This is a genomic window from Pseudomonas taetrolens, from assembly GCF_900475285.1.
Taxonomy (GTDB): domain Bacteria; phylum Pseudomonadota; class Gammaproteobacteria; order Pseudomonadales; family Pseudomonadaceae; genus Aquipseudomonas; species Aquipseudomonas taetrolens.
In genome coordinates, this window is record NZ_LS483370.1 from 4698374 (window position 1) to 4711205 (window position 12832).

Consider the following 12832-nt stretch of genomic DNA (forward strand, 5'->3'; position numbering starts at 1 on the left):
AGACAGTTGGTTACGGTAGATGAAAGCCATTGGCGCTTTCAAGGTGGTCCCCAGCGGATCCTTCCTGAAGGATGTAGGGAATTACCAACAACATTTGAAAGCCAAGCGAGCAAATCGTGTAAGACTTACTCGCTTACGTGCCATGTCGCCAACTTACCCTGAAGCGTCCGGTGCGCGCTGACACCTACCGGACGCCCTTCTTAAAGGCTCGTACCCGTTGCAGGCAAAGGCAAGGCCAGCAATCGCTCATCCAGCAAGTTCAAGCCTTCCTGGAACAACTGATTGCTGCGCGCCGTGTCCCCCAACTGAGCCAGCAATCGCGCCAGCTCTGCACAGGTTTCAGGGTTGCGCTCAACCTTCAGGCTGCTTTCAAAATAGTCCCGGGCCTTGCCCCACAAGCTGTTTTGCAGGCACAAGCGTCCAAGGGTCAAAAGCAAACTGGCGTCACCTGGATGGGCCTTGAGCCATCCTTCAGCGGTCTGCAGCTGCTTGACCGGATCACTGCCGCGCAGTAACCCATAAAGCCGCACAAGATGGCTGTCGTATTGACGCTTGAGGGCGCCACGCAAGACTTCCTCAGCCTCAGCTTGCGCTCCCAGTTGGCGTAGCTGTTCGGCATAAGCCAGGACCAGTGTCGGCTCCTGACGCTGCGCCGAACTCAATTGCTGCCAGGCACGCGTGAGCGATTGCAGGCCCACGTCCCCTCCGGCCTCACGCTGGGCCGCCAGATTGAGGTTTTGGCCCCAGGCCCGGCGCTCAAGCTCCGCCAGTTCATTGGCAGGCAGCACTTTGTCTTTACGCAGCTCCGGCAGCAAGCGGATCAAGGCTGCCCAGTCCCCTCGCTGTTGGTGCAGGCGTTGCAGCTGACGCAACACTTGAACGTTGTGTGGATGACGCTCGTGCATGGCTTGCAGCGTGCTCAGCGCGCCTTCTGTATCAGCCCGGTCCACCTGCAGTTGCGCATGGCTGAGGGCAATGGCCAGCTCGGCCTGTGGCTGACGCTCCAGAGCGCGTTCAAGCAAGTTGTCACTTTCGTCATAACGTCCTTGCTCGTTGGCGGCACGGGCAGCCCCGAGATAGAAGAGCAAGGGTTGGCGTTCGGCTTCTGCGGCACGCGCCAGATGCTTTTGCGCACTGGCCCAGCGCCCCTCGGCGAGGTCCATCTGGCCTTGCTCGATGGCAATCTGCACCCGACGACTACGATTGCGCCGCGACCATGGGTTGACCAATCCAGTAGAGGCCGTGACCAGCTCCACCAGCAACTTTATGCCCCACAGCAGCAACCCCAGGATGACCATCAGGGCAAGGGTGGCCCACAGGCTGGATTCGTAGCGGAAATTTTTGTAGGCGATCAGCACATAGCCTGCGTCTTCGGCGATTGCCAGGCCGACGCAAGCCGCGGCTGCAATCAACAAAAACACAATCACATAGAAACGCTTCATGGGCTGGTCTCCTGCGCAGGATTGGCCACCGCCCCCTGTTCATCGGCACTGACATGCCGACGCTCAAGATATGCCTGCACCGCGCTCAATGTCGCGGCAAGGTCTGGGGTTTTCACCGTAACCGGCTGCTTGCTGAGCTCAACCACTTGCTCCAGGATTTTTTTACTTTGCGGGTTGTCCTGGTTGAAGTTGCCTTTGAGCACGTCCTGAGCTTGCGCCAAGGCCTGGGTGTATACCGACTCCTGACCGTTGAGGGCGGCCCATTGGGCCTGTTCAAGGGCCAGGCTCAACGCCAGACGCACTTGAGTCAGGCTCTGACCGGCCAACAACGGCCGTACGTTCTTGTCGGCATTGAAGTCGATACGAATGTAGTGCGAGATATCGTCCCACCACTGTTCCCATCGGCTGGCCCCATCGCCATCAGCCGTCAGCCCCAGCAAAGAATCACCCTTATCCTGATAGACAGGTGCGAGGGCATTGAGCTGCGCGACCTGGTCGCGTAAGGCTGCCAATTGCAGAAACAGCCCGGTGCGGTCCGGCTGCTCAACACTGCGCAGGGCTGTCAGGCTCTTGGCCAACTGTTCACGTGCAGCAAAAGCACCCGGATCGTTCTGTTCGCGCAAGATCGTATCGGCGCCCTGCATCAATGCTTGCGCGCTGCTGATGTCTTGCAGCGCTGACAAGCGCAAGCTGGCCAGCCGCAACAAATGCTCGGCCTCAGCCAGGCGCCAGTCCTTGCGACTTGCGCCGAGCACTGTTTCAAGGCGCTGGTTCAGTCGCTGCTGATCACCTTGCAACTGCACAATCAACTGGCGCTGATCATCCAGTGCAGCAGCAGAAGGCAGTTGGTTAAGACGTGCCAGCAGTTTTTGTTCACCCTGCTTGATGGACAGTGTCTGCGTGCCCAAGGTCTGCACTTCGGTCAGCTGTTGCTCGGTGCTGGCCTGCAGGTGCCGTACCTGCCACAGGCTCCAGCCGCCAACGGCGACTCCGGCGGCGCCCAGTAGCAAGGCCACCGCGGCCAGACCAGTGCCCCGGCGCTCCCGCACGGCGACTGGCTTTTCAACCGGCGCTTCTGGCGCGGGCTGCACGTGTTCTTTTGGCAAGTCTGTTTCGCTCACGTATCCATCCTTTGCATTAGAAAGCAGGTACGGGACGCTCCCGTAGCGCCGCCAGCAAAGCCGTGGCACTCGCACCACGGCAATCCACAACATGTTTGGCCCCGGCGTGGCGGGCCATCTCCGCCACCCGGGGGCTTGGAACAAACAACGATAAGCATGCCAGTTGCGGCCAGTCATGACCGGCCAACTGGTGTAAATGTTCAAAACCCTGCCCACTGCTGACCACCAGACCGTTCAGGTGTTCCTCTTTCACACGCTGAATCAGGGTCTGCGACGGGTAGGACGGCAACTCGCGACGATACAGTTCAAGGTAGTCGACCTTGGCCCCAAGACCACGCAAGCGTTCAGCCAGCATCTCCCTTCCCCCTTCGCCGCGAAGGATCAGTGCCCGCGGATGATCGCCCCCTACTGCCTGGTGGAATTCCGGCATTGCCAAGAGCGCTTCACTGTCATCACCGGATTGAGGGTAGCTAACATCAAGGCCGTAGTCGGTGAGAATCTGCGCCGTGGCGGCCCCCACGCTGAACCACTTCTGAGCCGGCGCTTGCGGCCAGTACTGGCTGACCAGCTCAAGGCCCAGGCGTGCCGCGGGTTTGCTGACCACAATCACCGCGCAATAACGATCAAGATGAGCGATCAGCGCTCGCTGCTCGACAGCCAGCGCCAACGGGCGGATCGCCAAAAGCGGTAAGCTGCAGCTGAAAATCCCGGCGGCTTCCAGCTCACTCTCGAGCGCAGCTGACTCTTCGACGGGCCGGGTCAGCAACAAGCGCCAGCCGGTCACTCGTGACCTGCCTCACCATAAACGGCTTTCAGAATATCGCCGGCACCCTGGGCCAACAGGTCTTCAGCAACCCGCACCCCCAGCTCAGTGGCCTGGCTCTGAGGTGCGCGTGCATCAGCACTCAACAGCAACCCCCCGCTCGGCTCACCGACCAGGCCGCGAAGCCATATGTGTTCGCCTTCCAGCACCGCATAACAGGCAATCGGCACCTGGCAACCGCCATTCAAGTGCTTGTTCAGCGCCCGCTCTGCGGTCACACGCACGGCTGTTTCCGCATGATGCAAAGGGGCCAGCAACGCGTGAATTTCGTGGTCGGCGCTACGGCATTCAATACCCACGGCACCCTGGCCGCCCGCTGGCAGGCTGTCTTCGATGCTGATCGCCGAGGTAATGCGGTCTTCGAAACCGAGGCGAATCAAACCGGCCGCGGCAAGAATGATCGCGTCGTACTCACCTGCGTCGAGCTTGGCCAGACGAGTGTTGACGTTACCGCGCAGAAAACGGATTTGCAGATCAGGACGACGGGTCAATAACTGGGCCTGGCGGCGCAGGCTGGAGGTGCCGACCACACTGCCTTCGGGCAAGTCATCAAGGCTGGAGAACGTGTTGGATACGAAGGCATCACGCGGGTCTTCGCGCTCACAAATGCAAAACAGCCCCAGACCTTCAGGAAAGTCCATCGGCACGTCTTTCATCGAGTGCACGGCAATATCGGCTTCGTTTTCGAGCAGGGCTGTTTCCAGTTCTTTGACAAACAGCCCCTTGCCACCGATTTTCGACAGCGGCGAGTCCAGTAGCTTGTCGCCACGGCTCACCATGGGCACCAGCGTCACCACAAGACCAGGATGGGCCTGCTCTAGACGGGATTTTACGTATTCGGCCTGCCACAGAGCCAGGGCGCTTTTACGAGTAGCTATGCGGATTTCGCGAGAGGACATGGATCAATCCGTACTGAAAAGATACGGCTGATAATAACAGCTCAGCCAAAACAGCTTTGACTTGTATCAGAAAGTACGTGGCCTCCCTGGCCATAAACGCGTCCACACGCCTTGTTAGTCGCGGGTCACAGCTGTTGCATCATCTTGCGAACACCGGCCACATGACGCCGACTGACAATCAGTGCATCGCCATTCAAGCCTTTGAGGAACAACTGAAAGTGCCCCAGCGGTGTGCGCTGCAAGCGCTCGATCCGGTCGCGTGCCACCAGTGCATTTCGGTGAATACGCACAAAGCGCTCGCCAAACTCGTCTTCAAGGGCCTTGAGCGGCTCATCGAGCAGGACTTCGCCGCCTTCATGACGCAGGGTCACGTATTTGTGGTCGGCGATAAAGTAAATCACCTGGTCGATGGGGATCAGCTCAATGCCTTTACGGGTTCTGGCGCTGATGTGACTGCGCGGACCACTGCCCGTTTGTGCAGCGGGGCGGGTAAGCGCTGCCAACTGGACGCGATTCGGCCGGTGCGCTTCTTTCAATGCAACGCCAAGGGCCTCGGCGCTGACCGGTTTGAGCACGTAGCTGACACCACTGTCTTGCAGTGCTTGCACTGAAAACTCGTCCGGCGCCACGCAAAACACGATTGAGGGCGGTAGCTCGCGCTCACATAATTTGGCTGCAACCTGCAACCCGTCGAGGCCCGGCATATGGATATCAAGCAAAACGACATCCGGTTTGAGGCTTTCAATCAGGCCCAAGGCCTCTTCACCATGAGAGGCGCCAGGTTCCAGCAACTTATAACCCCCAAGCGCACCGAGCACATTGCTCAGATGCTCGCGGGCCAGGGTTTCGTCATCAACGATCAGGACATTCATATAGCGCTGTATTCCTGCGTGAGTCTCGCACAAGGATAGCGTAGACAGGTGAAGTGACAACTGTCACGGCGATCCACGCTAAGACTAGCGCGAAGACCAAAAAGTGCCGCAACCCTCACAGCAAAATTCACCTGTGTCTGTTGTTCGATTTAATACCGGATACGTCTGACAATCTACAGAGACTTGCAGCGACTGATCCATACGACCAACTGTAGACGGTTGCCAAGACGAAAGTGCCCAATCGATACATTTCGTTTCGGAAATTTATTAATACGTCACTTCACGCCAAAACCGGCCGACCTGCGTCAACGCCACGATTGGCAACCCTGTTATGATCGCAGTAACTTTTTGTGTAACTCCCCTCAGCCGATTACGAGCGAATCCATGAGCACCGACAAGACCAATCAGTCCTGGGGCGGCCGCTTCAGTGAACCCGTCGACGCCTTCGTTGCGCGCTTCACTGCCTCCGTCACATTCGACCAGCGCCTTTATCGCCACGACATCATGGGCTCTGTAGCCCACGCGACCATGCTGGCCAAGGTCGGCGTGCTGACCGATGCCGAACGCGACAGCATCATCGAAGGCTTGAAAACCATCCAGAGCGAAATCGAAGCGGGCACCTTTGACTGGCGCATCGATCTGGAAGACGTGCACATGAACATCGAGGCGCGCCTGACTGACCGCATCGGCGTGACCGGTAAAAAACTGCACACCGGACGCAGCCGTAACGACCAGGTGGCCACCGATATTCGTCTGTGGCTGCGGGATGAAATCGACATCATTCTGGCGGAAATCACCCGCCTGCAAAAAGGCCTGCTGGAGCAAGCCGAGCGCGAAGCCGAGACCATCATGCCCGGCTTTACGCACCTGCAAACGGCCCAGCCGGTCACGTTCGGCCACCATATGCTGGCGTGGTTCGAAATGCTCAGCCGCGATTACGAGCGTCTCGTAGATTGCCGAAAACGCACCAACCGCATGCCACTGGGCAGCGCAGCACTGGCCGGTACCACTTACCCGATCGATCGTGAACTCACCGCTCAATTGCTGGGTTTCGATGCTGTGGGCGGCAACTCGCTGGACAACGTGTCCGATCGCGACTTCGCCATCGAGTTCTGTGCAGCAGCCAGTATTGCCATGATGCACCTGTCGCGCTTCTCCGAAGAGCTGGTGCTGTGGACCAGCGCACAATTCCAGTTCATCGACTTGCCGGACCGTTTCTGCACCGGCAGCTCGATCATGCCGCAAAAGAAAAACCCCGACGTTCCTGAACTGGTGCGCGGCAAAAGTGGCCGTGTATTCGGTGCGCTGATGGGCCTGCTGACCCTGATGAAGGGCCAGCCGCTGGCCTATAACAAGGACAACCAGGAAGACAAGGAGCCACTGTTCGATGCGGCCGACACGCTGCGTGACTCGTTGCGTGCATTTGCCGACATGATCCCGGCGATCAAACCCAAGCACGCAATCATGCGTGAAGCGGCGCTACGCGGGTTCTCCACAGCAACAGACCTGGCAGACTATCTGGTACGCCGTGGCCTGCCGTTCCGTGACTGCCACGAAATCGTCGGCCATGCCGTGAAGTACGGCGTGGACACGGGCAAGGATCTGGCTGAAATGAGCCTCGAAGAGCTGCGCACGTTCAGCGATCAGATCGAAGCTGACGTGTTTGCTGTGCTGACGCTGGAAGGTTCGGTCAATGCGCGCAACCACATCGGCGGCACGGCACCTGAACAGGTGAAAGCCGCAGTAGTTCGCGGCAAGGCCCTGCTGGCCAGCCGCTAACACTGATCAGCAGGAGCGGGCCTGCTCGCTCCTGCTGGCCAGATGATTACTTCTTACTGCTGATCCATGCTAAAAACTGCGGCATGGCAGCGTCTTTATCCGCTGCAATTTTTTTCACGTGCGGGCTCTGCTCCAAACGCTCCAGAAGCGCTTTGGCGGCAGGGAATTGCGCCAGCAAGTCCAGACCAAATACTTTATGACCGACAGCACAGGCCAGATCCATGCTGAACAGGAAGTAGATATCCGCCACGCTCAGGGTTTCGCCCGCCACATAAGGCGTGAATTTGCCATGACGGCTCAGCGAAGCAATCCCTAGAAGCAACTCGCCCTTGGCTTTTTCCTTGATCGCGTCATGCACGGGCATGCCAAAGAATGCCTCGGCATAGCACGCGCGGGCGGGCAACTCGATGTACAACTCGATTTCTCTGGCCAGGGCCAGTATCTGGGCACGCTCGAACGGATCGGCCGGCAGCAGTTTTGGGCCAGGCTGGGTTTGTTCGATGTACTCGAGGATCACGCTGGTTTCATTGATGAAGCCTTGATCGACACCCAGCACCGGGACCTTGCCACGCGGGCTGATCGCAAGCGCTTCTGGCGTTTGGCCAGCAAAGAAGGGAACCTCTTCGAACGGTACACCCTTTTCCAATAACGCCAGCTTGACCATGTTGTAGTAATTGCTGACTGCAAATCCATAAAGCTTGAGCATTGCAAAGCCTCCAGGCCATGTCGGGGTTGGCAACCGCTGTTATAGAGCTTCGTCGCCAAGCTGGCTAGCCACCGGCCCGAATACAGTTAAACTGCCGGCCTTAACTTGAGGAGCCTGCCATGAGCGAGCCAACAGATATCGATAACGAAGAAGAAGAGTTCGCTGAGTCCACCCTGATTCAGGCGATCGAAAATCAGATCGAAAGTGACAACCCGCCCGCCGCCAAGGCCACGTTCAACAAATTGACGTTGGTCGGCTATGAGCGTGACGATATTTTGAACATGATGGCCCATGTTCTGGCCATCGAGATTGACGCGATCCTCGAAGAAGACCGCGCCTTCAACACCGAATGGTACGAAACCGCACTGCGTGCGCTGCCGACCTTGCCACCCGAGAAGAACTGAGTCGCGACTCAGGGGCGAATCGCCGGGGCTCGCTGCCAGTCCAACTCTTTGGCTGGCATCGGCCGGCCAAACCAGTAGCCCTGGCCCAGGTCGCAATTAAAGTCGAGCAGGAATTGCGCCTGCTCGACTTGCTCTATCCCTTCGGCATGCACCTGCAGACCCATGCTCTGTGCGAGCGCGATGACTGCACGCACAATGGCCGCATCGTCATTGTCTTCCGGCAATCCGGCAACAAATCCCTGATCGATTTTCAACTTTTGCACCGGCAATTGCTTGAGCCGCAGCAGCGATGAGAACCCGGTGCCAAAATCATCAATAGCCAGTCGCAAGCCCAATGCTCGCAGGCGGTGCATTTGCTCGAGCGCGACATGTGAATCCTCCATCACCGCGCTTTCGGTCACTTCCAGCTCCAGCAACGCCGGATCCAGCCCGGTATCGGTCAATACTGTCGAAACCAGTGTGTATAGCTCGGGACGGGTAAACAATCGGCTCGAGATATTCACTGCTACGAACGACAGATGAATGCCCGACGATTGCCATTGCTTCATTTGCAAGCAGGCCTGCTCCAGCACCCAAGCGTCAATTTCAGCAATTAACCCGGTGCGCTCCGCGACCGGAATAAACTCACCCGGGGCCAACAATCCCCGCTGTGGGTGCTCCCATCGCACCAACGCTTCAACTCCGATCAAGCGACTGGTACTCAAATCATGCACCGGTTGGTAGAACACGCGAAGCTCATGTCGCTCCAGGGCCCGACGCAGGTCGCTGGCCACTTCAACACGATATTGCGCATGGGTTGTCAGCTCTTCGGTGTACAGGGCATAGCCTTCGCGCCCGGCACTTTTGGCCTTGAATAAAGCCGAGTCCGCATTGCGCAGCAATTGCTCAGCGTTCAATGCATCACCGGGGAACACACTGATGCCGATGCTGGCGCTGACAAATAATGGGTGCTTATCGACTTCAAATGCGCCTTTCATCAGCTCCAGCACCTGTTGCGCCATGACGACGGCCTGAGCAACCTGAGCGCAGCTCTCGGCCAGTACGGCGAACTCGTCGCCTCCCAAGCGCGCGACGGTAAAGTTTTTACCGAACACGCTCTGCAAGCGATCACCCACGGCCTTGAGCAACAGGTCGCCTACATTGTGACCAAGACTGTCGTTGATGATTTTGAAATGGTCGAGATCGATCAGCAGCAGTGCACAGCCGCAATTGTGGCGCCGTGAAAATGCCAGCGCCTGTTCGGCACGGTCTGTAAACAGCAGGCGATTAGGCAGGTCAGTGAGCGGGTCATGGTGTGCCAGACGCACCAGATCGGTCTGAGATTTCTTTATCGCGGAGATATCCGAGAACACCGCCACGTAGTGACTGACCTGGCCTTTGGCATCGGTAATTGCGCGAACTGTCTGCCATTGCGGGTAAATTTCACCGCTTTTGCGTCGGTTCCAGATCTCGCCATGCCAATCACCGTGGTCTTGCAATGACTTGAACACGGCCTGATAGAACTCAGGGCCGTGGCGTCCCGACTTGAACATGCTGGGTCTTCGCCCCAGTACTTCTTCCGGGGTATAGCCAGTGATTTCAACCAGGGCGCGGTTCACATGCACAATCACCCCGCTGCGGTCGCTGACAAGCACTCCTTCCCGGGTGCAATCAAACACTGCACCCGCCTGCCGAAGGCGCTCCTGATCTTCACGCTGACGCTTCAAGTCAGCCCCGTCCCCCAGAAAACGGAACAGGCGAGCGCGAACGAGAAAAATCATCACGGCGCTGAACAGCACCCAAATGTAGCCATTCATCCGCTGCCAGCGCGTCAATTGCTCCGAACCATCGAAATAACTGGTCAATAAATAATCAGTGGAGAGCAGCCAGAGCAACGACAGGCCGCCGTACATCAAGGCCGCGCGCAAAGCGTCGCGAGAAGAAACCGACATAAGAAAATTAAAGCGCCTACAAAAAAAGAGGAATTATAGAGTAAGAAACATCCCGGCACTCTTATCTGAAAGGTCGACTGGTTTTATCCGGCTGCATGGTGATAATGCGTGTTGCAGTTTTTTTATCTTTCCGAGGGCCAAACAGCCTATGTGGTACAACGGTTTTCTCGACTTGTCAGCCTGGCAACTGGTGGCAGTCACCCTGTTGATGACCCACGTGACCATTATCGGTGTCACGGTTTATCTACACCGCTACTCAGCTCACCGCTCTCTGGAGCTGAATGGTGGTCTGAAACACTTCTTCCGTTTCTGGCTGTGGCTGACCACGGCGCAGAACACACGGGAATGGACCGCCATTCACCGTAAACACCACGCTAAATGCGAAACCGTCGATGACCCCCACAGCCCGGTCATCAAAGGGTTGTCGACTGTGCTGCGAAAAGGTGCCGAGCTGTACCGCGAAGAGGCACAGAACCCCGAGACACTGCGTATTTACGGCAAAAACTGCCCTGAAGACTGGATCGAGCGCAATCTTTATTCGCGGTACAAAATGCTGGGCGTGGCGTTGATGCTGGTCATCGACCTGCTGCTGTTCGGGGCCATCGGCTTGACGATCTGGGCCATCCAGATGATGTGGATCCCGGTCTGGGCCGCAGGCGTGGTCAACGGGCTGGGGCATGCCGTGGGCTATCGCAACTTTGAATGCCGCGACGCTGCGACCAATCTGGTGCCGTGGGGGATCATTATTGGTGGCGAAGAGCTGCACAACAATCATCACACCTACCCGAACTCGGCCAAGCTATCGGTCAAGAAGTGGGAGTTCGACCTGGGCTGGGCATGGATCAAAGTGTTCAGCTTTGCGCCTGGCCAAGGTTCAGCGTGTTGCACCTATCGCCCACAGGGTCGAAGGCAAAGGCCATCTGGACATGGACACCGCGATGGCGATCCTGAACAACCGCTTCCAGATCATGGCGCAGTACCGCAAGCTGGTGATCGCTCCGCTGGTTCAGCAAGAGCTGGCCAAGGTCGATCACTCGGTAAGACATCAGTTCCGCCGGGCAAAGCGCCTGCTTTCCCGTGAAACCAGCCTGCTGGAAGAACGCCATCATCAGCGTATCGAGACCTTGCTTGAGCACAGCCACTCGCTCAAAGTGATTTACGAGAAGCGTCTGGCCCTGCAGCAGATCTGGGTCAAAACCAGCTCCAACGGACATGACATGCTGGCTGCGATCAAAGAGTGGGTTCACGAAGCGGAGGCCAGCGGGATCCACTCGCTGCGCGAGTTTGCTCATCAGCTCAAGACCTACTCACTGCGTCCTGCAGCGGTCTGAACCTCTCCAGCGACGGGTTGCGTCCCTTACCGGAATTCAACCCGTCAGCGGTTGCAGACAGAGGTACACAACTCAATACGCCAGACACAAAAAAACCGCCGAAGCGGTTTTTTTGCGTTTCAGGTCATCCCGCTAAAAGCGGGAGGGCTCAAGCCAGTTCAGCGAAGCACTCTTCGATGATAGCCAGGCCCTTGTCCAACTGCTCGTCTGGTGACGTCAGTGGCACCAGCACACGCAGTACGTTGCCGTAAGGACCGCACGACAGCAGGATCAGGCCTTTTTCACGCGCCTTGGCAACCACTTGAGCCACCGCGGCTGCGTTCGGCTTGTGGGTATCGCCCCCTTCGAACAGCTCGACTGCGATCATGGCGCCCAGTGCACGGACGTCGCCGATCACCGGGTACTTGGCCTGAATAGCCTTCAGGCCAGAGACCAGACGCTCGCCGACGGCCTTGCAACGGTCCAGCAGGTGTTCTTCTTCAAACACCTCCAGTACCGCCAGAGCAGCAGCGCAAGCAATCGGGCTACCGGCATAAGTGCCGCCCAGACCGCCTGGCGCGATGGCATCCATGTACTCGGTCTTGCCGCACACACCCGCCAGCGGGAAACCGCCCGCGATGGATTTGGCGAAGGTAGTCAAGTCAGCGGTGACACCCATTTGCTCCATGGCGAAGAAAGTGCCCGTGCGGCCCGCACCGGTCTGTACTTCGTCAGCGATCAACAGAATGCCGTGCTTGTCGCACAGCTCGCGCAAGCGGGCCATGAACGCTTTCGGCGCCACATAGAAGCCACCCTCACCCTGAACCGGTTCGATGATGATGGCGGCGATATCTTTAGGCTCGGCATCATTTTTGAAAATGCGCTCGATGCTGGCGATGGAGTCGTCAACGCTGATGCCATGCAGTTCGCACGGGTACAAGGCGCGGAAGATACCGCCCGGCATCAGGCCCATACCGGCCGAGTACGGCACGACCTTACCGGTCAGGCCCAGGGTCATCATGGTGCGGCCGTGATACGCGCCGGTGAAGGCGATCACGCCTGCACGGCCCGTGGCGGCACGGGCGATTTTCACGGCGTTTTCGACAGCTTCAGAACCGGTGGTGACCAACAGGGTTTTCTTGTCGAAGTTACCCGGCACCTTGGCGTTGATCTTTTCGCACAGCTCAACGTACGGCTCGTAAGCCAGCACCTGGAAACACGTGTGGGTCAGTTTGGTCAGTTGCTCTTGCACGGCGGCAATGATTTTCGGGTGCAAGTGACCGGTGTTCAGCACTGCAATGCCGCCAGCGAAGTCGATGAACTCACGACCTTCTACGTCGGTGACAGTCGCATTTTTCGCCGACTCGGCAAAAATCGGGTGAATCTGGCCAACGCCGCGCGGAACAGCGGCTTCACGGCGTTTCATCAGGGATGCGTTGGTCTTGTTGCTCATGGTGTCCTCATTCGCCGCTCATCGTGCGGCGTGGTTCAAGGCTGACGCGCCAGGGAGACGACGATGCCAGCATGCGATGATCGACTGGCATG

At 57.9% G+C, this 12832-nt stretch carries 10 protein-coding genes and 2 pseudogenes; 3 read left to right on the plus strand and 9 right to left on the minus strand.

The window, feature by feature from the left end; all coding sequences use genetic code 11:
* Nucleotides 1-200: 200 nt before the first annotated feature.
* The 6 genes and pseudogenes from DQN55_RS21615 to DQN55_RS21640 form a co-directional block, all read right to left on the minus strand.
* Nucleotides 201-1442, minus strand: a complete 1242-nt coding sequence (locus tag DQN55_RS21615; RefSeq protein ID WP_048383791.1) for a heme biosynthesis protein HemY — start codon at nucleotides 1440-1442, stop codon at nucleotides 201-203.
* Nucleotides 1439-2563, minus strand: coding sequence for a uroporphyrinogen-III C-methyltransferase (locus DQN55_RS21620; protein WP_048383790.1), 1125 nt, complete (start codon nucleotides 2561-2563; stop codon nucleotides 1439-1441). Before DQN55_RS21620 ends, DQN55_RS21615 begins: the two co-directional genes overlap by 4 nt.
* 16 nt (nucleotides 2564-2579) lie before the next feature.
* The gene (locus DQN55_RS21625) at nucleotides 2580-3347 is read right to left on the minus strand and encodes a uroporphyrinogen-III synthase (RefSeq protein ID WP_048383789.1); all 768 of its coding nucleotides are present in this window, start codon (nucleotides 3345-3347) and stop codon (nucleotides 2580-2582) included.
* A complete protein-coding gene (gene hemC, locus DQN55_RS21630) occupies nucleotides 3344-4285 on the minus strand; it encodes a hydroxymethylbilane synthase (protein WP_048383788.1) in 942 nt (313 codons plus the stop codon). Before hemC ends, DQN55_RS21625 begins: the two co-directional genes overlap by 4 nt.
* A gap of 125 nt (nucleotides 4286-4410) precedes the next feature.
* The gene (locus DQN55_RS21635; RefSeq protein WP_048383786.1) at nucleotides 4411-5157 is read right to left on the minus strand and encodes a LytR/AlgR family response regulator transcription factor; all 747 of its coding nucleotides are present in this window, start codon (nucleotides 5155-5157) and stop codon (nucleotides 4411-4413) included.
* Nucleotides 5154-5276, minus strand: a pseudogene (locus tag DQN55_RS21640) (sensor histidine kinase); the annotation flags it as partial. The pseudogene DQN55_RS21640 and the gene DQN55_RS21635, both read right to left, overlap by 4 nt.
* Before the next feature lie 265 nt (nucleotides 5277-5541).
* On the opposite strand from DQN55_RS21640, the gene argH reads away from it, so the two are divergent.
* On the plus strand, nucleotides 5542-6936 hold the full coding sequence (gene argH, locus DQN55_RS21645; protein ID WP_048383785.1) for an argininosuccinate lyase: 1395 nt from the start codon (nucleotides 5542-5544) through the stop codon (nucleotides 6934-6936).
* Nucleotides 6937-6982: 46 nt separating this feature from the next.
* On the opposite strand, the gene DQN55_RS21650 is transcribed toward argH, so the two are convergent.
* A complete protein-coding gene (locus tag DQN55_RS21650; RefSeq protein WP_048383784.1) occupies nucleotides 6983-7642 on the minus strand; it encodes a glutathione S-transferase family protein in 660 nt (219 codons plus the stop codon).
* A 119-nt stretch (nucleotides 7643-7761) separates the two neighbouring features.
* On the opposite strand from DQN55_RS21650, the gene DQN55_RS21655 reads away from it, so the two are divergent.
* Nucleotides 7762-8046 (plus strand): hypothetical protein, encoded by a 285-nt coding sequence (locus DQN55_RS21655; RefSeq protein ID WP_048383783.1) that lies wholly within the window; start codon nucleotides 7762-7764, stop codon nucleotides 8044-8046.
* Between the two features lie 8 nt (nucleotides 8047-8054).
* On the opposite strand, the gene dibA is transcribed toward DQN55_RS21655, so the two are convergent.
* Nucleotides 8055-9977, minus strand: a complete 1923-nt coding sequence (gene dibA / locus DQN55_RS21660) for a phosphodiesterase DibA (RefSeq protein WP_048383782.1) — start codon at nucleotides 9975-9977, stop codon at nucleotides 8055-8057.
* A gap of 148 nt (nucleotides 9978-10125) precedes the next feature.
* Between dibA and desA the strand changes: the two are divergent.
* Nucleotides 10126-11308, plus strand: a pseudogene (gene desA, locus DQN55_RS21665) (delta-9 fatty acid desaturase DesA).
* Between the two features lie 148 nt (nucleotides 11309-11456).
* Here the strand turns inward: desA and gabT are convergent.
* Nucleotides 11457-12740, minus strand: a complete 1284-nt coding sequence (gabT, locus tag DQN55_RS21670; RefSeq protein ID WP_048383780.1) for a 4-aminobutyrate--2-oxoglutarate transaminase — start codon at nucleotides 12738-12740, stop codon at nucleotides 11457-11459.
* Nucleotides 12741-12832 lie beyond the last annotated feature (92 nt).